19 protein-coding genes and 1 pseudogene are annotated in these 23,331 nt (G+C 46.2%); 6 read left to right on the forward strand and 14 right to left on the reverse strand.

Annotated features, from left to right (window positions below):
* From QUA44_RS27880 to QUA44_RS27890, 3 genes are all read right to left on the reverse strand, one after another.
* Positions 1-735, reverse strand: a 735-nt coding sequence (locus tag QUA44_RS27880; RefSeq protein ID WP_333256435.1) for a protein kinase domain-containing protein, incomplete at its 3' end; no start/stop codon positions are given.
* Positions 736-1,060: 325 nt separating this feature from the next.
* Positions 1,061-1,399: a DUF3593 domain-containing protein gene (locus QUA44_RS27885; RefSeq protein ID WP_333256433.1), complete on the reverse strand. Its 339-nt coding sequence runs from the start codon at positions 1,397-1,399 to the stop codon at positions 1,061-1,063.
* 297 nt (positions 1,400-1,696) lie between these two features.
* The gene (locus QUA44_RS27890; protein ID WP_333256430.1) at positions 1,697-2,347 is read right to left on the reverse strand and encodes an ATP-binding protein; all 651 of its coding nucleotides are present in this window, start codon (positions 2,345-2,347) and stop codon (positions 1,697-1,699) included.
* 581 nt (positions 2,348-2,928) lie between these two features.
* Here QUA44_RS27890 and QUA44_RS27895 point away from each other — a divergent pair.
* The gene (locus QUA44_RS27895) at positions 2,929-3,672 is read left to right on the forward strand and encodes a pentapeptide repeat-containing protein (RefSeq protein WP_333256425.1); all 744 of its coding nucleotides are present in this window, start codon (positions 2,929-2,931) and stop codon (positions 3,670-3,672) included.
* A 102-nt stretch (positions 3,673-3,774) separates the two neighbouring features.
* On the opposite strand, the gene QUA44_RS27900 is transcribed toward QUA44_RS27895, so the two are convergent.
* Together QUA44_RS27900 and gatA are read right to left on the reverse strand one after the other, a co-directional pair.
* Positions 3,775-4,773 carry an alpha/beta fold hydrolase gene (locus QUA44_RS27900; protein WP_333256422.1) on the reverse strand — a complete coding sequence of 333 codons (999 nt, stop codon included), beginning with the start codon at positions 4,771-4,773 and terminating at the stop codon, positions 3,775-3,777.
* Between the two features lie 118 nt (positions 4,774-4,891).
* Positions 4,892-6,352, reverse strand: coding sequence for an Asp-tRNA(Asn)/Glu-tRNA(Gln) amidotransferase subunit GatA (gene gatA / locus QUA44_RS27905; protein ID WP_333256420.1), 1,461 nt, complete (start codon positions 6,350-6,352; stop codon positions 4,892-4,894).
* A 1,103-nt stretch (positions 6,353-7,455) separates the two neighbouring features.
* Between gatA and QUA44_RS27910 the strand changes: the two genes are divergently transcribed.
* From QUA44_RS27910 to QUA44_RS27920, 3 genes are all read left to right on the forward strand, one after another.
* On the forward strand, positions 7,456-7,911 hold the full coding sequence (locus QUA44_RS27910; protein ID WP_333256417.1) for a helix-turn-helix domain-containing protein: 456 nt from the start codon (positions 7,456-7,458) through the stop codon (positions 7,909-7,911).
* A 384-nt stretch (positions 7,912-8,295) separates the two neighbouring features.
* Entirely contained in the window at positions 8,296-9,597 is a 1,302-nt protein-coding gene (locus QUA44_RS27915; protein ID WP_333256414.1) for a serine hydrolase, read from the forward strand.
* Between the two features lie 56 nt (positions 9,598-9,653).
* Positions 9,654-10,484, forward strand: coding sequence for an alpha/beta hydrolase (locus QUA44_RS27920; RefSeq protein ID WP_333256411.1), 831 nt, complete (start codon positions 9,654-9,656; stop codon positions 10,482-10,484).
* Between the two features lie 229 nt (positions 10,485-10,713).
* Here the strand turns inward: QUA44_RS27920 and QUA44_RS27925 are convergent, their stop codons facing one another.
* The 5 genes from QUA44_RS27925 to carA all read right to left on the reverse strand — a co-directional run bounded on the left by QUA44_RS27925 (position 10,714) and on the right by carA (position 15,460).
* Entirely contained in the window at positions 10,714-10,980 is a 267-nt protein-coding gene (locus tag QUA44_RS27925; protein ID WP_333256408.1) for a DUF1816 domain-containing protein, read from the reverse strand.
* Between the two features lie 292 nt (positions 10,981-11,272).
* Positions 11,273-12,700, reverse strand: a complete 1,428-nt coding sequence (rlmB, locus tag QUA44_RS27930) for a 23S rRNA (guanosine(2251)-2'-O)-methyltransferase RlmB (protein WP_333256405.1) — start codon at positions 12,698-12,700, stop codon at positions 11,273-11,275.
* Positions 12,701-12,962: 262 nt separating this feature from the next.
* The gene (locus QUA44_RS27935; RefSeq protein WP_333256403.1) at positions 12,963-13,409 is read right to left on the reverse strand and encodes a ribonuclease III domain-containing protein; all 447 of its coding nucleotides are present in this window, start codon (positions 13,407-13,409) and stop codon (positions 12,963-12,965) included.
* A 383-nt stretch (positions 13,410-13,792) separates the two neighbouring features.
* A complete protein-coding gene (locus QUA44_RS27940) occupies positions 13,793-14,149 on the reverse strand; it encodes an STAS domain-containing protein (RefSeq protein ID WP_333082737.1) in 357 nt (118 codons plus the stop codon).
* Positions 14,150-14,302: 153 nt separating this feature from the next.
* Positions 14,303-15,460 (reverse strand): glutamine-hydrolyzing carbamoyl-phosphate synthase small subunit, encoded by a 1,158-nt coding sequence (gene carA / locus QUA44_RS27945; RefSeq protein WP_333256401.1) that lies wholly within the window; start codon positions 15,458-15,460, stop codon positions 14,303-14,305.
* A gap of 499 nt (positions 15,461-15,959) precedes the next feature.
* Between carA and QUA44_RS27950 the strand changes: the two genes are divergently transcribed.
* Positions 15,960-16,424, forward strand: a complete 465-nt coding sequence (locus tag QUA44_RS27950) for a retropepsin-like aspartic protease (protein ID WP_333256398.1) — start codon at positions 15,960-15,962, stop codon at positions 16,422-16,424.
* A gap of 237 nt (positions 16,425-16,661) precedes the next feature.
* Here the strand turns inward: QUA44_RS27950 and trpD are convergent, their stop codons facing one another.
* Together trpD and QUA44_RS27960 are read right to left on the reverse strand one after the other, a co-directional pair.
* Positions 16,662-17,777 carry an anthranilate phosphoribosyltransferase gene (gene trpD / locus QUA44_RS27955; protein ID WP_333256395.1) on the reverse strand — a complete coding sequence of 372 codons (1,116 nt, stop codon included), beginning with the start codon at positions 17,775-17,777 and terminating at the stop codon, positions 16,662-16,664.
* A gap of 10 nt (positions 17,778-17,787) precedes the next feature.
* Complete coding sequence (locus QUA44_RS27960; protein ID WP_333310036.1) at positions 17,788-17,961, reverse strand: hypothetical protein; 174 nt, start codon at positions 17,959-17,961, stop codon at positions 17,788-17,790.
* A gap of 689 nt (positions 17,962-18,650) precedes the next feature.
* Here QUA44_RS27960 and QUA44_RS27965 point away from each other — a divergent pair.
* On the forward strand, positions 18,651-21,638 hold the full coding sequence (locus QUA44_RS27965) for a PAS domain S-box protein (protein ID WP_333256390.1): 2,988 nt from the start codon (positions 18,651-18,653) through the stop codon (positions 21,636-21,638).
* A 143-nt stretch (positions 21,639-21,781) separates the two neighbouring features.
* On the opposite strand, the gene QUA44_RS27970 is transcribed toward QUA44_RS27965, so the two are convergent.
* Both QUA44_RS27970 and QUA44_RS27975 read right to left on the reverse strand, forming a co-directional pair.
* Positions 21,782-22,411: an adenylate/guanylate cyclase domain-containing protein gene (locus tag QUA44_RS27970; protein WP_333256438.1), complete on the reverse strand. Its 630-nt coding sequence runs from the start codon at positions 22,409-22,411 to the stop codon at positions 21,782-21,784.
* 135 nt (positions 22,412-22,546) lie between these two features.
* A pseudogene (locus tag QUA44_RS27975) lies at positions 22,547-23,008 on the reverse strand (transposase); the annotation flags it as partial.
* Positions 23,009-23,331: the final 323 nt, after the last annotated feature.

Consider the following 23,331-nt stretch of genomic DNA (forward strand, 5'->3'; position numbering starts at 1 on the left):
GCTCTTTCCCTGATACCCCTGTAGATGAATTTTATGCCTGTAATTCCTCCTAATTGTAAAAAACCTACACCTGTCAGCCCTGGCATTCCCCTGTACAGCAGGAGATTCAGCGACAATTAGCCCTTTCATACCAGCAGAAGATTGAGGTAAATTTGCCCCTCCTTTTCCTTTACCAGGAGTTGAGGTGCCATATCCCGCCGCAGCCCACAAGGTTTGGGGAGTTCTCCGCACAATATTTTCCGGCTTAATATCCCGATGAATCACCTGCTGTTCATGAACAAATTGCAAAACAGGCAACAAATTGATCAACAATTCCCAAATCTGCTCTTCGCTAAAAGCTCCCCGCTGCTGCAACTCCTGAAACAAATTATTTCCCTCGATTAACTCTTCCACAAGATACAGACGTTTGGCTTGTTCAAAAGAAGCCAGCAAACTTGGAATCTGCGGGTGTTCTCCGAGTTCGTACAGCCGCTGAGCTTCTTGTTTAAACAGTGCAGTTGCCTTTTCTAATTCTGCCTTTTCTTGAACCTGCGGAAAAAATTGTTTGATGGCGCAGCGAGTTTTTAACCTATCTTCATCGACAGCTAAAAAAGTTCGGCCAAATGTTCCTTCACCGATAGGTTGAATGGCGCGGTAACGCTCTTTCAGTAGCAATTTAGAGCCGCACGCCAGACAAAAATTGGTTGAGTCAGCATTCTGCGGCTTTTGGCAATGGGGATTGAGGCAATAGCTCATCTTTTTTCCTGCCTGGAGATTGCCACCACAGCTAAACTTAGCAACATGGTAGCCTGTTTCCACTCACAGAGCACTATTCTCGATAATACCTGAGAAACTCGCTTTCTTAACCCAAAATCTCGGCTCTCAAGTTGAGCCCGTGGCAAGAAACCAAGGTGAGGACACTAGAAGTGCTTGATGTGAGTTTCCATATATTCTAATGCTTTCCTAAAATTTTGCAGGTTGGCGGCTCATCAACTGGTATGTTAACAATTAACTGTTAACTACGGCTATTCTGGAGCATTTATGCGGAGAGTAAATACAAAACTGAGATGATCCATCCCGGCTATTCTTCCCCATCTAAAAGACACTCTTGCTCCTCGCCACCCTTCTGTGAGGATGCTTTGGCTTTAATCACCGCTTCTCTAAACCCTAAAACTAATAAAATATTGGCAAGTGTTAAGAATAGTTCCGCAGAACCGTGCAGCCAATCGACATTTGCTAGTGACTCGTTGTAGGCAACTTTGGCGTAAATTGCGGCGGGAATCGTCACCGCTACAAAAACGAGAGTACCGTAAAATCCCATCAGAGCTAAACGGGGTGTTTTTCCCGATCGAGTCAAAAACCAGAGAAATCCCAAGTAGGGAAATAGAGACAGAACAAATAAAGTTTCTTTGGAAATCATTAGTAATTGGTGAGCGACCAGATACTATGATAAATTAAAATATCACAAATTAGTGTTAATAATTTTTAACTTTTAATGTTTGGTTTTTAATATTTAATTAGACAGATGCACCCGTTTCTATCAAAGCGCTATAGAATCACCCAAGACCATAGCTCTTAACCCAAGCCGCAGCAGGTTGGCAGTATTCAAAACCCCTCACCCACGCGGAGACAAAACCCGTAACTTTTCCCCTAACACCGTTTTCAGCATAACACATTTTGCACCGTGCCAGTCTGTTAATTGTCTCTCACTCCAAAGCTACCCAGCAATTAGAAATAGAGACGGTGCCAAAGTTTTCTGTCTGCTCGGCATCAAGCAAGCATCGTTCAAAACCTCTAAATCCAAGCCGTTATTTCTATCTGCTGCCAGAATTTCCTTGAGCTTAGCATCAAAATCAAAACACGGCCCGCAATCCCAAACTTTGAGTTCCAACCGTCCGTTAAACACCCTACTTTCCAGTAGAACATGAGTTTCTACTGGTAGATTTTTGTGAGCGTGGCGAACTGCATTAGTGAAACCTTCAGCCAACGCCAACTGCAAGTCCCACCAAACTTCATTGGGGAGCGATATATCTTTCAACTGTTCAAACCACAACAAAACTTGAGTGAAAGCATTGACATCTGTGTTGACTTGCAGGCTAATATGTTGCACACAAGTTTCATGCAGCTCTTCTTCCTGCTGTTTTTCAGTCTGCCAATCCCAGGTGTTTAATAAATTCATTAACCCATCTAAAACGCTAGCTTTTTTTATATTTTGGGAGCCAGTGCGACTTTCTACTTCGTAGCTTTTGGTCAGCGACAAACAATTTCGATTGTCGAGAGTCCGGGTGTAACTGAGCTCGTCTGCAATCTGCCACATGAGTTTGATCCCCCTGCCGCCTTCTGCAAGTTGATCTATGCTGTTCGACATCTATTTTCCTCATCTGAAAGTATTAGCTGTACCCAATTTTCCCACCCGCCGAGACACGTGGTATTTTTTTTTATACTTGCTGGCTCGGTATTATTTCGGGGATCACACAAAAATGCTATCTTCTTTTAGAAGGCAGCGCATCAGCAATATGTCTTAAGAGTCTAAGCCAATTGGCTTATTTAGCTCTCGCCTGTACGGAGAACTCACGCCCTCGGCAGCCAAATCCAAGTGCATCGATTACAAATACTTATCCGTTGTCGGAGTCGGTGACTTGTCGCAGCCGTCGCAAGCTCCATAATCCCTGGCCTTGAGCGCCGGCTTCGGGCCGTTGGAAGCTGGAAGGGAGCCTGGAAGTGCTCTCATGCCAAAGGCGTAAGTAATATCCGTGAGCGCGATCGAACCTTACACCGTCGAGCCGCGTCAATGCACTAGACTAGGACTTACGCCAACAACCCGGTTTTTGCTAAGAATATTGGGTTGGACAGCGAGAAATTAACGAGGAAACCGGGTTTTTGGGCCCGCGCGTGTAAGTCCAGCAGACAACTCGGTGATGAAAGGCAGTTACAGGACTTACCCAGACTATGACCAAAATCAAACTGACAATTCTGGCTGCAGCGATACTGCTACTCCCATTTTGCGCCGCACTTCCCTTACAAGCTCAAAATCTGTCTCTAGTCAAGCGGCTGCTAGAAACCAGAGGATGTCCCGGATGCGACTTATTTGGCGCTTCCTTGAGCCGTGCAGATTTGTTTGGCGCTTCCTTGAGCCGCGCCACTCTCAGCAGGGCCGACTTAGTTGATGCCGACTTGACTGCGGCTGACTTAATGGAAGCTAATTTAAACAACGCCAACATGAGAAACGCCTTTTTGGCCGACGCCGACCTCAGCAAAGCCGACATGAGCAGGGCCGACATCAGGGGAGCAAACTTAGAAAATGCTAACCTCAGCGAGAGTTCTCTTCGAGGCGCATCCCTCCAGTTGGCTAACTTAAAATGCAGTAATTTGAGCGCCGCCAAACTAAATAGAACCGACCTGAGAAATGCCGATTTAAGTGGTGCAAATCTCACCGGTGCTGACCTCCAAGAAGCCGATTTAAGCGGTGCAAATCTCAGCGGTGCCGACCTCAGAGCGGCCGACTTGACCGATGCGAGATTGAACAAAACTAATCTCACAGATGCCAATCTCTGCGGCGCCCGGATGCCGAACAGAACAACATCTCGGCGAGGCTGCGAAGTTAAGAAAGAACAAGCTATAAGCACGAACAATTACTGTAATTACTGCTATGCCTTGAATGACTGGTGGCTGAATGTATTAAGGTTATACTAAGCAGTATCATCGCCATCACTACTCTGTTTAATATGTACTGTTAGAAGGGCGAGTAGGCGGTACAGATATCAAACTTAACCTGTTACCGCCAATAGCTTTTATCTACTTTGAAGAACCTAAAAATCGGCTCAGTATTTGCAGATATTCTGCGCCCCCGATATGTGCCACATTAGTGTGACCTCCATCAGGAACTATGTAAAGCTGTTTGGGTTCAGGTGCTGCCTCAAACAGTTTTTTGGTCATTTCGACTGGAACTACATTGTCAGCAGTCCCGTGAATAAACAGCACAGGCATTTGCAGGCGATCGACTTTTGAAAGAGAATCAAACCGCTGTGTCAGCAAAACATCGATCGGAAACATCCAAAACAGCCCTTTTTGGAAATTCACCATCGCCCGTGTCGAAGTAAAAGAGCCTTCTACGATTAACCCCGCCGCCTCCGGGTGACGCACGGCTAGATCGATCGCAATTGCCCCTCCCAAAGAATGACCGTAGATATAAATTTGATTCGGGTTAATCCCCCGCTGTTTCACCAAATAATCCCAAGCAAGTTGAGCATCCTCATAAACCTGAGATTCACTCGGAAAATCGCCCTGGCTTTTTCCATAACCACGATAATCCATCACAAATACCGACAAACCTAATCGATGAAATCGATAAGCGTGTTCGACATTTCCTCCCACATTTGAAGCATTGCCGTGCAGGTACAAAACTACCCCCCCTAACCCCCTCTTGTTAAGGGGATGAACCGGAACCCCCCCCAGCCCCCCCTTGTTAAGGGGAGGAGTAAGAGGGGTTTCCGATGGGTGAACCCGAACGGCCTTTCTGACTTCTCCCGGAACCTTGGGGGGGGTTTCCGAGGCAGGAATCCACCACCCGTGCACGCTGTCCACCGCGCCTGTTTTAGTTGGAATTGGCAGCCAGACATCTTGATATTTCAACTGAAAATCATCTGGCGTAGTTTCGATCGCCCGCGCAGGAAAAAAGATAAACTTACCTTGGGCTACAAATAGGAATACACAAGCAGCAGAATAAGCAACGGCCAAAACTATCCCAAAAGCTATTAGCGATTTAGACAAAAGGAATACTAGCAACTTGTTCATAGATAGAGCACGCGGGAAATTAGAGATCGCTCAAAAGCTAATGGCAAATGATTAATTCAGACAATTAGCCAAGATCGATTACTAACTTCCGCCGCAGCATTCCGCCCATTTTCAAAAATTAATCCAATTCCGGGTGGTGTAAGTGCCAATTCGTAGACTGTTCGTAAGCGTGAGCCACTTGAAATAGCCGAGACTCTTGCAAAACATTGCCAATCAGTTGTATACCCACGGGCAGTCCTTTATCATCAAATCCGCAGGGCAAACTCAAAGCTGGCAAACCAGCAAGATTCACGGGAATAGTCATCAAATCTGACAAATACATACTCAGAGGATCATTGAATTTTTCGCCTGCCTTAAATGCGGTAGTAGGAGCAGTGGGACAGACTAAAACATCAACTTGAGAAAAAGCTTTTTCAAAGTCTTCTTTAATCAAAGTCCGAACTTTTTGAGCTTTTAGATAATAGGCATCGTAATATCCAGCCGACAATACGTAAGTGCCGATCGCAATCCGGCGTTTAACTTCCGCACCGAACCCTTGAGAGCGGGTTTTGGCATACATATCCAAAAGATTATCGGGATCTGGAGATCGGAAACCGTACTTGACTCCATCATATCGCGCCAAATTTGCCGAAGCTTCCGAGGGAGCAATGATGTAGTAAGTGGGCAAACCGTAGCGGAACCGGGGACAAGAAATAACTTGAATTTCTGCGCCCAATTGTTGAAATTGCTCGATCGCCTTAGTAACAGCGTCTTTAACCCCCGATTCCAACCCGACACCAAAAGTTTCTTTAATTACACCAATTCTAATCTGACCCTTTGGTCGCAAACTGGGTCTTAAAGCTTGAGCATAGTCAGGAATTGGGACATTAAGACTCGTAGAATCTCTCGGATCATAACCGGCGATCGCCCCCAACAAAATCGCCGTATCCTCAACAGTCCGGCCAAAGGGTCCGATTTGATCGAGAGAAGAAGCATAGGCCACCAAACCGTAGCGAGAAACCAACCCATAAGTCGGTTTCAGCCCCACCAACCCGCAAAAAGCAGCAGGTTGGCGGATTGAGCCCCCAGTATCCGAACCCAAACTCACGACGCATTCTCCAGCGGCTACCGCTGCGGCAGAACCGCCAGAAGACCCTCCGGGAACGCGCTCCAAGTCCCAAGGATTCGCGGTAACTTGATAAGCAGAAGTTTCCGTCGAGCTCCCCATTGCAAACTCGTCCATATTCGCCTTACCCACAATCACCGCACCGGCTGCTTGGAGTTTCGAGACGACGGTGGCATCGTAGGGAGGAACAAAATTCTCCAAAATTCGAGAGGCGCAGGTTGTGGGAACGCCCTCGGTACACATATTATCTTTAACGGCGATCGGGATGCCGGCCAACAGGCCAATTTGCTCTCCGGCTGCGATTTGGGCATCCACTTTATGGGCCTGCGCCAATGCGCTGTCTGCTGTCACGCACAGAAAGCTTTTCAACTTCGGCTCTAGCTGGGTAATTCGGTCTAATGCTTCTTGAGTAATTTCCACAGCAGAGCGTTCTTTATTGACCAGTTGTCGGTGCAACTCGCGGATGGATGCCATGCTCGTACCTTTATTATTTCTACTTTGAGACAATACAGTTAATATAACTGGCAATTGTACCTGCTTACAGCCCGAAGGCAAATTCTGCTATTTTTGTGGCGAAAGTTCGAGCCTCGAAGAGGGCTCCGCTAACGCGCGATCGGTCATTTTATCTACAATAGATTAAATTCCCCAAATCGCACCTAACACAAAATAGCGATCAAGTTTTTTACCTACTCTTTTAACAAACCAATAATGCAACTGTATCAGGACTGATGCAAAAAGTGGTTTGACGCGAGATTTATATAAGTAAGGGGTAAGGTGTGCAATACTGCTCCTACATAATTAGGTTCTGCCTCCAAGAATGTGTATGCAATATCATAATCATTAGGAAATCAGTCAGTCCCAATTCTGTCCTCTAAATTATAAAATATTATAATCCAGCTTCTCTTCAACGAAACCCAGGATTTATGGTATCAGAAAATGGCATAAGAAATACACTCATCCCAGATTGTGACTGCTTTATTCCGGGAAATATATTCAGATAATATTAAGATATTACCTGAGAATAATTTACCATTTTTGTTGGATACAATTTATTCGTAAAAACATATATCAAAGCATCTGAAGGTAATTTTTTACGAGATTAGTCACCTCCTGACTATTAAAAAAAATTAAACTGCTAACAGAAAATTATGAGAATAAAATATGAGATTATGGCGGCACATTCCCTAATAATTATAACCAGATTATGAAGATCACTTTTTTAGTCAAAAATTACTGAAAGTTATCAGTCATCCGAGTGAATTAATGGCGACTGCGCGATCGAAGAAAATAGTGATCGACCTTTTCCCATCCACGCCCATTGTGCCACGGGTCAAAAAGCCTGTCAGAAATCTGGGATTCACAAAAAAGCTCGGAACGCTCACCGCCACGCCGAGGTATCCTGTTGCCCGCACCTGCAAAAAAACAGCAGTCCTTCCTTAAGTGCGACTAGCTGCGTGCCTCTGCGCTAAAAAAAGCTAGGTATTTGCCACCACGATCCCCAGGAAAATAATTTCATCCGGAATTATCCCCAAAACCAAAGATATATGGTAAGAAGTTCCCGATGCCCCGTTGGAGGAATGCCACCTAAAGCTCACTTAGAAACCCACCTGACGGCAGAGGAACTCAAAATTCGCTACCGGCAGGCACAAAACACCACAGAGTCGCGCCGCTGGCACTTGCTGCTGTTAGTTTCCAGAAATTGGACTATCAAACAAGCAGCCCAAGTTGTAGGTCTCAACTACGACTATGCCAAAGAAATTGTCCAGCGCTACAACCGAGAAGGGCCTAACTCTGTGAGAAATCGCAGCGGAGACCGCCAGCCCCCTCCTGCGAAATCCTTGCTGAATCCTGAACAGCAAGAAGAACTGCGACAAGCGCTGCAAGGATCTGCCCCCGACGGCGGAGACTGGACAGGCCCCAAAGTCGCTCGCTGGATTGCCGAAAAGATTGGTAGCGATCATGTCTGGCCCCAACGCGGCTGGGATTATCTCAAGCGGTTGGGTGCTGACTGGCGACGGCGGCGCAGAAAGTAGATAGTTCGCAATATTTAGAGGGGGTTGATTGCCTTCGTGCGATCGCTCCCTTTATTTTGGTTATTTTGCCACATTGGCGCGATCAAACGATTTTAGATTTTAGATTTTAGATTTTACAATAGTTCGGACAGTTTTTTAACGGCCCTGTAAGCCTTACGGAGGAAGCCTTGCCATTTTTAACGCATTTTAGGCAACTTAGCGGTGGACTTAAACCTTGAAATAATAGTCCACACTATAGCCAGCAAGGGTTTTGGACACTCGATCGTATCTAAAACTGTCCGAAGTATTGTTTTAGATTTGTTCTCCTATCTAAGATCTAAAACCGTTTGACTGATGTAACAATAGCTGCTTATATAGAATTTGGTTGTGTTGAGGATGTTAAATATGCCAGAGATCAGGCGTTTTTTGTCGATCGCCAACAAGATGGCGGCAGTAGTAGCCGGCATTGGACTGGTTCAGATGTTAACCATCGCAAGTTCATTCTCTCAATCATCTAACCCGCGTTCCTTAGACGAACTCTACAAAATTCGCGATCGGCTGATCACCGAATTAGAACAACCCTCATCTCCCTCCCCAGAACCAACCATCCTTTCCGGCTTAGTTCCCTTCGCGGCTAATCCTCAAGAACAACTGCTACAGCAGTTGCAAGCGGTGGAAGCTCAAATATTAGTAGAACAGAGGGCTAACGACAACTTACAGCAAGCAGTCCGTTTAGCCAACCGAGCCGTAGAAACTAAACGGCAGCAAAATAAGTCGATCGAATCTTCGCAGCAAACTCAATTTTTGTGGAACCAGGCCCTCAACAACTTGCAGGAAGTTCCTCAAAATTCATTTGTAGCTTCCCTCACTGCCTCAAAAGCTCAAGAATACCGGGAAAATTTAACAGCAGCAACCTTTCAAGTGCAGCAAGCAAAATCTGATTTTTTGGGTACGCTTGCCCGGGAAAGCGGTTTGTCTGCTCAAGCTTCGATCGGTATTTGCAACCTTTCTAGAGAGTGCGTAAACCTCCGGGGCGATGTACCTCCTGTCAGTCCGGCCAGCTTAATTAAATTGCCGATTGCTGTCGCCCTGATGCAAAAAGTCGAAAAAGAAAAAATTAGTCTGAACCAGGAAGTATTCGTCAATCGGGGTAATTTCACTGAAGACGCATCGGCAAAGATTACCTCCAATCGCAATTACCCGCTACAGCTACTGTTAGAAGAAATGATCTATCGCAGCAGCAATATCGCCACCAATCAACTAATCGATTATTTAGGTTCGGATTACATCAATCAATATTTAGATAATACCGGCTACGAAGTCACCCGCGTCAACTTCAAATTGATGGGGGAAAGAATTATGCCCTCCAACCCCGGTTCGGGTCGCAACCGTGTGACTGCAAACGAACTCACCGAAATGATGGTGCAAATTTACAACGGCGAAACACCCGGTGCTAAACTGTTAATAGAAACTCTCAACCGCCAGTACGATCACGCTCTGGGATTTGCCGCCTTGGAAGGAACGAAAGCTCAGTGGTTGGGGGAAAAAACAGGCCAAAATTCCTGGGTGCTCGGCACAACTTTAGCGATGAGCATTGACGGCGAAGCCTATGTAATGACTGTGATTGATAGCCGCAGTGGCGATATACAAATGCGCCAGTCTATTTCTAAAATTGCCGATTACATTGTCCGAAACCCCAGCTTTTAACCGCTGGAATATACAATTTACAGCGGGGGACAACGCACCGCCCAAACAGTTAAAAAATGCCGCATCAACAACTCAGTGTTTCCGTCAAAGGCAAAGGGTTTCCGATTCTCTGCTTGCACGGCCATCCCGGTTCCGGCGATTGTATGTCGGTTTTCACAGAGCACCTATCAAAACGCTTCCAAACGATCGCCCCCGACTTGCGCGGATACGGCAACAGCCGCACCTCAACTTTCTTTGAAATGACCGATCATCTGGTCGATTTAGAAGCACTATTAGATAGATTAGGAGTCGATCAATGTTTGGTGATCGGATGGTCTTTGGGAGGGATTTTAGCCCTGGAATTAGCCATGAAATATCCAGGGCGAGTCACCGGTTTAATTCTACTCGCATCCGCCGCCAAACCGCGCGGAAGTCACCCGCCCATCTCTTGGCAAGATAACCTTTACACCGGTTTAGCCGGAATTATCAATTGGGCCCTACCCGGTTGGCAGTGGAATATTGATACTTTTGCGAGCCGATCGCTCTTTCGCTACTTGATACAGCAGCAGAAAGCCACCCCTTACCGCTACTTAGCACAGGCAGGTACCCCCGCCTACCTAAAGACTTCCAACCCGGCCACCAAGGCGTTAAATACCGCTCTGAGGGCTGGATACGATCGACTGATCCACCTGGGCGACATTCAATGTCCGAGCTTGGTGTTGGCCGGAGAAGCCGATCGGCACATCACCTCGGCATCCAGTTTAGAAACAGCCCGCCACCTCCACAATTGTCAGTGGCAGTGCTATCCAAATACAGCCCACTTGTTCCCTTGGGAAATTCCCGATCGGGTACTCGCAGACATCGATTGTTGGATTGAGAATTTCCCCCAAGCAGTTGGTAATTGCTAGTCTTAAGTTTGGAGTTTGTCAGAAGCAATTAATCACCCAACAGTCAATTTTGAATTTATATCGTTGCCGTTTGGTTTGCCTCCGAATCATAATTTTCGGAGTGCAGTGCGAGCTTCCTGTCGCTATCATGGCTCGCAAGCAGGGTATAATTCCGTAGTTACCGGATGTTAATTTACAACTTACAACTCAAAACTCAAAACTCAAAATTCCCCTGTTTCTACTGACCGCTCTAAACAGGCAACAGCCCTCCATCACCAAACTTTCCCAAATCTTCTGCAACAGTCAAAGTAATTGGTTTGCAGCGGTGAATCGACACATTAACACCTTCTGCCCCTTCATTTTCTATGTCTTCTACATATCCTGCTTTTGCAGATTCCGCCTCTCCATCGGTTAAGAACGGGCCAAAATAGTAAATGCACCGCGGCGCTGAAGTTTTAACTTCAACCCACCAAGCCAATCCGAAAAAATTGAGCAAGCTAATCAAGAATTCTTTCATCTGCTTTTCTAATGTATTTGACGGTGTTTTCAGGGTGCTGCGAACACAGGTTTTTGTTATTTACAGGTGGCTGACTGCTACCAAGAACCGATCCAAACCTATTTAAAGCTGATATCTAAATAGATTGGTGTCGAATTCCTGTTTGAACGTAGAGGGAAAGCCCCTTCTACTTTCGCCTGAACAAGTAACGAAAGTCGATCGGCTATCCTTACTTGTTCAGGGTGTGGTGCTGCTCAATTCTGGGCGGCATCCACAATAAACTACTCTGTTGTGCTCTTTTTTTCAAGCACCTTTACGATCCGTGTACGTGAAACTTTTTGGGCCCGCGCTGACGGTAAATTTCGTATAAAGCCATCCCCGTTGCTACCGAGACATTCAGGCTAGGAGTATGGCCCCTTAAAGGAATTGAAACTAATCCGTCACATCCGCGCTGTATCAAAAGGCTCAAACCGTCAGCTTCACCACCCACCACTAAAACAGTGGGCCCAGAGAACTTGACTGTCTCTATAGATTGACCGACGCCTGCTGCAGTGCCATAAATCCAGAATCCAGCCTCTTTGAGTTCTTCCAGCGCCCGGTTAAGATTGACAACCCTCGCCACGGGCAGGCTTTCCAATGCCCCTGCTGCCACTTTTCTCACTGCCGAGGTAATCCCAACAGCCCGCCGCTGCGGAATAACCATCCCCTGAGATCCCAATGCTTCTGCGGTGCGAATAATCGCCCCTAGATTGTGCGGGTCGTTGAGTCCTTCTGCTACCACAATTACTGGATCTTCGCAAGCCGACTTAGCCTTTGCGATCAGTTCGCTCAAATCCAGGTATTCGTAGGCTGATACTTGAGCGGCTACGCCTTGGTGGTTTGCTTTGCGCGTGATGTAGTCAAGGCGCAAATCGTCAACTTCGTCAATGATGCTGCCGTTGGTTTTGGCTTCGGTTAGCAAGCTATGAAAGCGGGGATCGTAGCGCAGGTGGGGAACAACCCAGATCCGGTTGAGGACTTGGTTTGTTTCTAAAGCTGCTTGCACCGCATGGCGGCCGTAAATCATGTCGTCTGTGTCTGCGTCTGGTTGCACGACTGTATTTGAGGCAGTGTCAACAGGGCGAGTGTCTCTGTCTTTGTCTCTGTCTCTGAAATGGTTGCCCCGGAATTCCTGCGGGCTATTGTCTTTGTCTCTGTCTTTGTAATAATTGCCCCTGGATTCCTGTGGGCTGCTGTCTCTGTCTCGGAAATTATTGCGGGCCCGCTGTGGGCTGCTGTCTCTGTCTCTGTCTCGGAAATTGTTGCGGGCCGGCTGCGGGCTGCTGTCTCTGTCTCTGTCTCGGAAATTGTTGCGGGCCGGCTGCGGGCTGCTGTCTCTGTCTCGGAAATTGTTGCGGGCCGGCTGCGGGCTGCTGTCTCTGTCTCTGTCTCTGTCTTGGTAATAATTGCCCCTGGATTCCTGCGGGCTGCTGTCTCTATCTTTGAAATGATTATTTCTGCGAATTTCCGGTTGGCTGTCGGAATCGACTCTCCGTTTGAAAATTGCTCTCACGGGCATTTCTCGTGATTGCGGGGCGAAGGTCGATCGCTTTTGAGGCGCGTCTACTCCGCGAGTGTCGGGACGGGGCTTGCGTTCAAAGCGGGGAGAGGATGGTTGTGAGTCCTGACGGCGGCCTTCGCTTTTGAATGGCTTGCTGTCGGAATTCGATCGCGAGGAGTTTGGTCTGGTAAATTTTCTCATTGGTTTCTTGTGGTCAAACGTTTTGGCTGAAGGCTAATCGATTGTAGATTGTAGATGTGAGATTCTTGATTGAGGGAGCCATCTTGGAGCTTTGAGATTTTAGATATTCTAGGGAGGGAGCAAGGATTTTGCTGTGTTCAAATTGCTAGTTAATAACTGATAAATCCTGTTTTGCCGATCGAGATTTTTGCTGTTTTGTGTTAGCCGTGCCAGGATGGTTAATTAATCCCTACCCACTCCCAACTCTTAACTGCTAAATCCTTTAAGTCTCAAGATCTAAAAGTGCCAGAAGTTCGGTCAATCTTTCGGGATCGGTGAGATACAAATATCCGACCAAAGTTTCTAAGCTGCTGGCTTGTTGGTATATCTCTGGATCTGCTCGCTTAGAACGGCCCGCTGCAGCATTGCGGCCGCGCTTGACAATTGCTAATTCTGTACTGTTCAAGTAAGGAGAGATCGATCGCAAATGACGCGCTTGAGTTTCGGCTCGTACTTGCCCCACCACTAATTCGTGATAAGCTTGCAATCTTCTGGGTGGCACTAAGTACGAACTCCGAACGTAGAGTTCGTACACTGCATCTCCCAAATATGCCCAGGCTGCGGGCGAAATTCTTTCTATTTCTGCTGGTGTAGCCCTCGCAGGATGCACTCGATTTAAACTGATATCCGTCAGACTCAGTTTGAGCCCGTCATCTGCTTCCGGCGACATACTTTTTTAAATAAAACTTCCGCACAGCTTGGTTTTTCTAGTCACTTACTTATTTCGTCTTTCGTTACTTCAGCAATTATAGCTTTCACAGGAGTGTTCGCTGTCCGATCGCGAAGCGAGATATATAGGCAAAGCTTGGCGCGACGATCGCACTCCTAAAAAAGGCTTTTTACCAAATCGGGATGCTCTAATTTTTATACCATTTTTCCGCGTGTTTGCCACACATATTTTACTGCCCATCCACCGAAACTCTAAGCATCGGGGAAATAGCGGCTGGCGCGTGTCGCAGCTTCTGGGTAAATTGGTATTGTTTTACCAGCAAAAAAATAAAAATTTGCTATCCAGCGTTTAGAACCGGATAGCTAATTTAATCCACTTTGGCGTCAAGCATCCTTGACGTTTTTTACCGCCTCATCAACCGAAGGCTGCAAAGACAAAAATTTCTCTAAGCGAACCAGTTTAACAGTCTGAGTTACGCGGGGATTTGAGACAATTTGCAAAGTCCCTTCCAAGGTTTGGGCTTTTTTGACAAGTTGCACAAGTGCGCCCAAGCCTGAACTATCCACAAAGTCTATCTGAGACAAGTCCAAAATTACGTGTTTTGGGCCGTCGTCAATACATTTGCTTATTACCTTCCGAAAAGTGGCCTCAGAAAAAGCGTCCAGCAGGCCCGTCAGGCGAAATAACTGACAGTTATTCCTGACTTCGCGAGTGCCTCTGAGGCTAACGGTCAGGGTCAATGACTCAGAAATGACACCCTCCTAGCTAGATATGGCTTAAAGTCGAGGCTTCATTATAGGAGTTTTTTGGTCTTTTGTCTACAGTTTTTTTTGGTCAGTGGTTTTTAGTTTTTTTGAGGCAGCAGTCATTAACGGTTGACTGCTGACTGCGGACTATTTACTGCTGGCTACTTTCTGATTGTCTCGCATTGACTGCACGAATCGATCGAATAAATAGTCGGCGTCGTGCGGGCCCGGACTGGCTTCTGGGTGGTACTGCACTGAGAACAGTGGCAGAGTTTTATGCTTCAATCCGGCTACGGTGCGATCGTTCAAATTGAGATGAGTAATTTCTACTTCCGGGACTAGGGAATCGGGGTCGATCGCAAAACCATGATTTTGGCTAGTAATTTCTATTTGCTCAGTTAAACCCGCTGGATGATTCAATCCCCGATGGCCGAACTTAAGTTTAAAAGTTTCTGCGCCCAAGGAAAGTCCCAAAATTTGGTGTCCCATGCAGATGCCGAATACGGGTTTGTCCGACTTTAACAGAGCTTTTGCAGTCGCGATTCCTTCCGTTACCGCCGACGGATCTCCGGGCCCGTTGGACAGAAAAATGCCATCCGGGTTGTATTTGAGAATTGCCTCGGCTGACGTGTCGGCGGGTACAACAATTACCCGACAGCCGTAACTCGCCAAACGCCGCAGAATATTGCGCTTGATCCCAAAGTCTAGCGCTACCACCGTCCACATTTTGCCGTTAGCAGGTTTGACTGTAGGACTGAACTCCCAAACCGCATCTGTGGCTTCAGACCACTCGTAAACCTCGCGAGTGGTGACTTCCTGCACCAGATTCAGCCCGTCCATGCTGGGGGCATCTTGCACTTGCTCCAAAAGTTCCGCCTGGTCGAGAATCGTGGTCGAAATGCCACCGTTGATCGCTCCCACCGTGCGAATTTTGCGAGTGAGGGCGCGGGTGTCTATCCCGTAAATTCCGGGGATCTCGTACTGTTTTAGGTAGTCTTGCAGAGATTGCGAGCAGCGCCAGTTGCTGGGCCTGCTGCATACGTTCCGGGCGATCGCACCCCGAATTTGCGGGCGCGAGGATTCTTCGTCTTCAAGATTTACCCCGGTATTGCCCAATTCTGGATAAGTAAAAGTTACAATTTGACCGCAATAGCTGGGATCGGTCAATACTTCTTGGTAGCCCGTCATTCCCGTATTAAATACTACCTCGCCAACGACGGTGGCGTCAGCGCCAAACGACCAGCCGCGGTAAGCAGTACCGTCAGCCAGGACTAAGAGAGCGGGTTGTGCAGTTGAAAGTGACATGGCATCCTTAATTACTTTCGTTTGGTTTAATTCTTACCACTGCCAGGGATTTGATGCTAGTCGGCAATGTACAGATATTATTTTAATTTGTGCAAGGGTTCGGAAAAGCAAGGCACTTATGCCGGAGGCCGGAGGCAGAAGGCACTTATGCCACAGGCAATCAAAAAGCAGCAATAAGTGCAAATTCTGCATCTCCCCCTGCGCTAGCAATTGATCTGCCAGCAGCTTAGGCGGCGGGCGGAAATTCTATATCTCTACCAAATCTATACCAAAAGGCAGTTGTCGCTGTTACGATCGAGCTACACCGTTTAACGAAACTATGGCTAGTAAATCTCCCTTGCCTTTACTCTCAAACTTATACAAGCCTCTACTGAACTCTCAAAAACTGTGCAAACCGTTACTGCTTGTAACAACAGTTATTTCTCTGAGCAGCTCAATTTTAATAGGGACTGTTGCCAACTCCTCGCCAGCAGTTGCTCAAGAAAGTGAGGGATGCTTCATGCGGAGCTCGTCAGGCCGAACCCTCAACCTCAGCCAATCAGTCTGCGGTTTTCTACCCGAAGGATTGACTCCCACCACTTCGGCGGCGGCAAAGTCGGGAGTGTTTCAGGCAAAAATCAAACGCCGAGAGGCTAATATCCCGGTCATAGAAGTCACGTTTAACGGCAAACAAAAGTTCGAGATGATGGTAGATTCTGGAGCTAGTGGCACAGTAATTACACCAGCAATGGCTAAAGCCTTGGGCGTTGTTCTCCAGGGAACAGTGCAAGCACAAACTCCCAACGGAGTGGCTACTTTTCCCCTCGGTCGCCTGACTTCTATGGAAGCAGGTGGTCTGGCAGTTAACAATGTAGTTGTCGCAGTCTCGCCATCCCTAGATATCGGACTGTTGGGACACGACTTTTTTGGTAATAAAGATGTGACTATTAAGCAAGATGTCATTGAATTTCGATCGCGCTCTTAAAAAGAAATTAGTGGTTAGTTGTTAGTTGCTACAAATAACAACTAATACCAAATCCGCCTTAAATATCCCGTTTATTTCTTAGTCCGCGAAGGCGGACTTTGTTTGTGTAGTAGCGGTTTCAACCGCCGAGTCCTCATGGGGATGGCAAACCCGGATTTGATATAAAAACTGTCAACTGTCAACTGTCAACTGTCAACTGTCAACTGTCAACTGCCAACTCCCAACTGACAACTGACTTCATTTCAAAAACTCAATCAACTGCTGCAACTTCAACCAAGATTCGCCGCTCAATAAAATGTCCTTAGCCAGAGAAACTCCTGCTGCGTGGGAACCCATAGGAATTGCACCTCCCACCTGAAAAGCCAAAGAGGCATTCAAAGCTACAACATCCATTTGTGCGGGCGTACCTTTGCCTTGCAAAACGTTCCGCAAAATCTCGGCGTTTTCCTCAACATTTCCGCCTTTTAACGAGCCGATCGCACTTGGTGTCAATCCTACCTGTTCCGGGTGTAAAGTAGTCAGTTCCACCTCGCCGCCCGACAAAACCGCCAAATCAGTCACATCACCCAAACCCGCCTCATCCAACTTTTCTCGGCCGTGAACGACTATCGCCAAGTCAGTCCCCAACTCGCCCAAAGCTTGGGCAATAGTTGATACCAGACTTGGATCGAACACCCCGATTACCTGCCCTGTAGGGCGCAGAGGATTGACGAGCGGCCCTAATAGGTTAAAAATAGTCCGCACCTTCAAAGTGCGCCGGAGCGACGCTACAGCCTTAAGTGCGGGATGCCACCCAGGGGCAAATAAAAAGGTGATGCCCACAGAGTCTACCGCAGCTCTAACCTTCGCGGGATCGGCGTTGAGGTTGACTCCGAGTGCTTCCAACACGTCAGCAGAACCCACTTTGCTTGATGCCGATCGATTTCCGTGTTTCGCGACTCGAACTTTGCCGGCGGCGGCCACAAAAGCTACAGCAGTGGAAATGTTAAACGTGGAAGCGCCGTCGCCACCTGTGCCGCAAGTATCAATTAATTTGAGATTGGAAATTGAGGATTTGGGATTGAAAACGCTCTCCGACTCGCCTACAAGGGACTGAGAATGCAATACCTGAGCCATTCCTGCCAATTCTTGGGGAGAGATGCCTTTTGCTTGGAGAGCCGCTAAAATTGCTCCTGAGAGGACGGGGGGAATCGCTTCTGCGAGCCATCCCTGCATTAAGTTGGCTGCAGTGGGGCGTGAGAGAGATTGTCTGTCTAGTAGTTGTTGCAGGATGGCTGGCCACGGAGGAGAATCCGCCGTCTGGGTTGAAGCAGGGGATAACTCTGGCGTTGCTAGTAGAGGAGAATCTGTCATTTATTAGTTTCTAGTCAAATTTAGCCCGATCGAGCTTTGCGGCTAAACCGAGAATCGATCGGGATTTTACCAGACTTGCCGACCACATTTTGCGCGATCGGGCCCATATTTTTGCCCAAATGCCAGCACCGCTACAGAATTTTTCCGCCCGCAGCAGCAGAATATGAATTTTTTGATACAACAATTACCCTATTGTTGTGCCAACTTTACATATAAACCCCAGATCGTACAACTGCCAGCAGTCTGCTGTATTATCTATCAGCAATAATACTTAACAGTAACTCAGAGCACCCAAATACCGATAAAAGTTTCCGACAGGAGTTGTGGAGAGCAAAAAATTTTAGACATTAGGAGAGCCCCAGATTCATCTGTGGAGTCAATTCTTTAATCTAAAATCTCAAATCTCAAATCGACTGACAGCAAGGAAAGCGAGCGTTTAGCTCATACAGGCGGGTTAGTTGCCTCGGGTAAGAGTCGATCGTACTCTCACCCAAATCCTAAAAATAGAGTCTTGCGGTTGTAAAAGTCGCTGCCTTTTATTGTAACAACATCCTTGCTACTAACTTATTTCAGGGTATTCAACTGCTAATATATTCAGGGAGATTTTAAGGAGCCGGTTTTGCTCGAACACCTGCACCGCAGGCCGATCGATATGCCAATGCGATCGTGACAGCCAGTCAACCCTCAAATAAATACCGGAGCACCTAAACTTTCCGCAGCAACTATTAACAACTAACAGTCCACTAGGACAGATCAATAAACACACTCGTATCCGGCTGCGACACACCATCTTTCAGCCTAAATAACGGCTCAAATTTAACAGGCGGCAGACCAAAAATATTCAACTCACACACAAGAGCAGGGTATTCACAAGTGGGAAATCAAAAATTAGAAAATAAAGCGATAGAATGCCTAAATGTCGCGGAGGCACTGCACCAAATGGAAGCAAAATATTATAGTATGTTTGAAAATGCTGTGTCGGGCATTTTTCAAACAACCCAAGAGGGTCGCTACATCAGCGCTAACCCAGCTTTGGCTCGCATCTACGGATATAATTCCGCCGCAGAATTGATGGGCAGTCTGACTGATATCAGCGATCAGCTTTACGTCAATCGCGATCGGCGCGATCAGTTTGTTTCTGCTTTGCAAGAACAGGGCATCGTATCGGATTTTGAGTCGCAGATTTATCGCCGAGACGGAACAATAATTTGGATCGCTGAAAATGCGCGGGCTGTCTGCGATGAAGCGGGTAAATTACTCTACTACGAAGGTTTTGTAGAAGATATCACCCAGCGCAAGCAAGCAGAATCTGCACTTCGAGAAAGCGAAGAACGCCTGCGCTTAATAATTGAAGGCGTTAAGGATTACGCTATATTCATGTTAGATCCTGATGGGTATGTAGCTAGCTGGAATTCGGGTGCAGAACGCATTTTTGGATACAGAGCGCATGAAATAGTCGGCAATAATTCGGAGTGTTTTTTCACTCAAGAAGATCTTGAAATCGGCAAGCACAAAGAAAAACTAATCCGGGCAGTGGCAGAAGGTAGATACGAAAATGAAGGCTGGCGGCTTCGCAAAGACGGATCGCGATTTTGGGCGAATATTATTGTTACTCCTTTGCGCGATGAAAGGGGAAAGTTGCAGGGCTTTTCTCAAGTAATGCAGGATATTACTGAGCAAAAGCGGGCGGCTGAGGAAAAGATGCAGTTGATTGCTTCTTTGCAGGCGTCGGAAAAAAAGTTTCGCACTTTGTACGAATCGACGACTGATGCGGTAATGCTGCTAGACGAAGAGGGTTTTTTGGATTGCAATCCGGCGACTTTAAAGTTATTTGGATGCAGCACTGAGTCGGAGTTTTGCGGCAAGCATCCTTCGGAGTTCAGCCCGCTGTTGCAACCGGACGGACAAGATTCTAGGAGTCTTTCTCAAGAGCGAATTAATACGGCTCTGCGATCGGGAAATTGCCGTTTTGACTGGCGGCACTGCCGTTTGGATGGTTCTGAGTTTCCGGCGGAAGTGCTGCTAACTTCTATGGATATCGGCGGCAAAATAGGGCTGCAAGGCGTGGTGCGCGATATCACTTATCGGGTGCAGGCTGAGGAAGCCCTGAAGCAGGCTAATGAGGTATTGGAATGCCGGGTTAAAGAGCGGACAAGTCAGTTGGAAGAGGCTATTAAAAAGTTGAGTTTATCGGAAGAAAAGTTTTCTAAAGCTTTTAGATCAAGCCCCGATCCGATGATTATTACTACTTTTGCTGAGGGCCGTTTTATTGAAGTTAATGATAGTTTCTTGTCGATGACTGGCTACGCTTTAGAAGAAACGACCTGGAATACAGTACCGGGGTTAAATATTTGGGTAAGGCCTCAAGACAGACTTAATTTTAGACAAAGTTTGCACGAACAAGGTGTTGTTCGCAATCAGGAATGCGAGTTTCGGATGAAGTCGGGATCGGTGGTGGTGTGTTTGCTGTCAGCGGAATTGATTAATTTGGAGGGCGAACTCTGTATGCTGGCGGTGATGACGGATATTACCGATCGCAAACACGCCGAAGAAGCCCTACGGGAAAGCCAGCGGGCTTTGGCGACGCTGATGAGCAATTTACCAGGGATGGCCTACCGTTTTCGCAACGATGCCGATCGCAGTATGGAGTTTGTCAGCGAAGGTTGTTATCAGTTAGCTGGCTATTCTCCTGAAGAATTTATCGGCACTCGGCAAATTTCTCTCTCGGAATTGACTCACCCGGACGATCGCGATAATTTGTGGAATGCCGTGCAAGTTGCTTTGCAAGAAAATCGACCCTATCAGCTAAATTACCGAATTACTTCTAAAAACGGCGAATTAAAATGGGTTTGGGAGCAAGGTTTGGGAGTGTTTTCCGATTCGGGAGAATTGATAGCTTTGGAAGGGTTAATTACTGATATTTCTGAGCAGAAACGCAGTGAAGAAGCCTTGCTGCGATCGCAAACAGAGTTAACCCAACAAAAACTTCAGCTCGAAAATACTTTGCACGAATTGCAGCAAACTCAAGCGGTATTGATTCACACTGAGAAAATGTCTACACTCGGTCAAATGGTAGCTGGTGTTGCTCACGAAATTAACAATCCCGTTAGCAGCGTCTGCGGCAATCTCGTTCACGTCGGCCACTACACGGAAGATTTGCTGAATTTGATCGATATGTACCAGCAGCACTGCCCGCAGACGCCGGCAGCAATTCAAAATAAAATTAAGGATATCGAATTAGAGTTTCTGCTAGAAGATTTGCCGAAAGCGATGTCTTCGATGCAGGTTGGGGCCGATCGCATTCGGGAAATCGTGCGATCGCTCAGAAATTTCTCCCGCAAAGATGATTCTCAAATGAGCAAAGTTAACATGCACGAAGGGATTGAAGGAACGTTGCTGATTCTGCAAAGTCGCCTGAAAGCCAGAGGTAACTATCCCGAAATTGCGGTAATTAAGGACTATGGAAATTTGCCTTTGGTTGAGTGTTATGCTGGGAAAATCAATCAGGTATTTATGAATTTGATCGGAAATGCGATCGACGCGATCGAGGAATACAACGAAGGGCGTTCAGTTGCCGAAGTCAAAGCTAACCGCAGCAAGATTAAAATTAGGACAGAAGTCCAAAACTCCAATGCTGTAATTAGGATTTCTGACAACGGCCCCGGTATGCCAGAAGAAGTTTCCCAGCAGTTATTCGAGGCTTTTTTTACCACCAAACCCGCCGACAAAGGCACCGGTTTAGGCCTGTCAATTTCCTACAAAGTTGTCCAAGAACACGGTGGCAAACTGAGCTGCGTGTCGGCACTCGGCCACGGAGCCGAGTTTATCATAGAATTGCCGATCGAACAAATTAGTCAGTAGTCAGTAGTCAGTAGTCATTAGTCATTAGTCAGCAATCAGTAGTCATTGGTTATTACTAAAAATCACCAACTAACAACTGACAACTAACAACTAACAACTGACAACTGACAACTGACAACTGTCAACTGTCAACTGTCAACTAACTATTGACACCTTTCCAAATAAATTCGAGCCACCTTATCACCCGGATTTTGCCGCAAACAATCCGCAAAAAGTCCCGCCGCTTGCCTAAAACTATTCATATTGTACAAAGACAAAGCCTCAGTAAATAGTTGCAGAGTCGCTAACTTCCCCGCTTTAACTTCCGGCAAATCTGCATCAAAAACTTCATAAACAGTCACCCATTCAGACTTACCCTTAACCTGAACTTTATCAATTACCCGAATAGCATAATCACCCGGATTTATCAAGCGATCGAATGTCTGCTGAGTAATTAACAGCGACACCCCATAATTTTTCGTCAAACTTTCAATCCGAGAAGCCAAATTAACCGCATCGCTAATCACAGTACCGTCCCTCCGGCTTTTTCCGCCCACTATACCCAGAATCAAAGAACCAGTATTGATTCCCACCCCAATCTGAACCGGCACATAACCCAGAGAAGCGCGATCTCGATTGTATTCAGCAAGAGTATGCAGCATGGCAATTCCCGCTTTCAAAGCATCATCCGCACCCTCGCTAAACAAAGCCATAATTGCATCGCCAATATACTTATCAATAAACCCCTTATTTTCCACAATCAGCGGTTCCATTCGACTCAGATAAGAATTGATAAATTTGAAATTTTGGTAGTGCTTTTATGTAAACGATGGATAAAATTGAGGCGGTTGAGTCTTCAGCATTGCTAATCGGATTTGGTAATTGTAGTCATGAATAAAATTCCAAATATAGCAATCCTAAATCATTTTCTATGTATAGGTGTACTGATGAATTTTGGGGAAATCAAATTTATGTTCCTTTGTGAAAAACTCAAACAAAAATTTAATTATCTTAAAAGACTTACATAAATACCAATACTTTCGTAAAAAATTTTTAGCTTGTAACCAAATATCTTCAACGGGATTTTGTTCGGGAGCATTGGGAGCAAATAAAATACAAGTGATTGACCAATCATCAGGTTCTTTGTCACGATTAACTTCTGACAAATAATCTCTAAATTCTCCATATCTATGATAACTAGCTCCATCCCAAATCCAGATAATTTTCCGCTCTTTGTATTTATTTTGCAAGTATTTTATGAACTCAACTGTTGATTTTCCATACCCAGACTTATAACCTTTAATATGGAATTGTTTGGCTTGATAATTGAGTGCGCCAAAATAAGTTTGTCTATTTTTTTGATTGGTAATTGGGACTTCAATTCTTAGATCGGAGCGACCCCAAGCTTAGCCATTGATATCGCCATGAAGTAGATGACATTCATCTAAAAAAAATACTATTATTTCTCCCGATTCTATGCCAGCCTTGTTTTTGGCTAAAATATTGTTAATTTCTTGCCAGAAAGTTGGGTCTAAAGCCCCGTCCTTATAGGACGGCTTTAATTACAAGAAGTGTGAAGACTTGTTAACTCTACAGATTTATAAGTAAAAGTTTTAGCAAAAGTGATAAACTATTCCAATGATAGTTTTAGAGTTTAAGTTGAAAGGCAAAGCGGAGCAATATCGAATCATCGACGACATGATTCGGACGGCTC

It is taken from the genome of Microcoleus sp. N9_A2 (genome assembly GCF_036701775.1).
In the GTDB taxonomy this organism is placed as follows: Bacteria; Cyanobacteriota; Cyanobacteriia; order Cyanobacteriales; family Microcoleaceae; genus Microcoleus.

Excerpts from the sequence above, each read along its gene's own strand:
- QUA44_RS27885 (WP_333256433.1), bottom strand. The coding sequence starts at position 1,399 with ATGATTTCCAAAGAAACTTTATTTGTTCTGTCTCTATTTCCCTACTTG.
- QUA44_RS27890 (WP_333256430.1), bottom strand. The coding sequence starts at position 2,347 with ATGTCGAACAGCATAGATCAACTTGCAGAAGGCGGCAGGGGGATCAAA.
- QUA44_RS27895 (WP_333256425.1), top strand. The coding sequence starts at position 2,929 with ATGACCAAAATCAAACTGACAATTCTGGCTGCAGCGATACTGCTACTC.
- QUA44_RS27900 (WP_333256422.1), bottom strand. The coding sequence starts at position 4,773 with ATGAACAAGTTGCTAGTATTCCTTTTGTCTAAATCGCTAATAGCTTTT.
- gatA (WP_333256420.1), bottom strand. The coding sequence starts at position 6,352 with ATGGCATCCATCCGCGAGTTGCACCGACAACTGGTCAATAAAGAACGC.
- QUA44_RS27910 (WP_333256417.1), top strand. The coding sequence starts at position 7,456 with ATGCCACCTAAAGCTCACTTAGAAACCCACCTGACGGCAGAGGAACTC.
- QUA44_RS27915 (WP_333256414.1), top strand. The coding sequence starts at position 8,296 with ATGCCAGAGATCAGGCGTTTTTTGTCGATCGCCAACAAGATGGCGGCA.
- QUA44_RS27920 (WP_333256411.1), top strand. The coding sequence starts at position 9,654 with ATGCCGCATCAACAACTCAGTGTTTCCGTCAAAGGCAAAGGGTTTCCG.
- QUA44_RS27925 (WP_333256408.1), bottom strand. The coding sequence starts at position 10,980 with ATGAAAGAATTCTTGATTAGCTTGCTCAATTTTTTCGGATTGGCTTGG.
- rlmB (WP_333256405.1), bottom strand. The coding sequence starts at position 12,700 with ATGAGAAAATTTACCAGACCAAACTCCTCGCGATCGAATTCCGACAGC.
- QUA44_RS27935 (WP_333256403.1), bottom strand. The coding sequence starts at position 13,409 with ATGTCGCCGGAAGCAGATGACGGGCTCAAACTGAGTCTGACGGATATC.
- carA (WP_333256401.1), bottom strand. The coding sequence starts at position 15,460 with ATGTCACTTTCAACTGCACAACCCGCTCTCTTAGTCCTGGCTGACGGT.
- QUA44_RS27950 (WP_333256398.1), top strand. The coding sequence starts at position 15,960 with ATGCGGAGCTCGTCAGGCCGAACCCTCAACCTCAGCCAATCAGTCTGC.
- trpD (WP_333256395.1), bottom strand. The coding sequence starts at position 17,777 with ATGACAGATTCTCCTCTACTAGCAACGCCAGAGTTATCCCCTGCTTCA.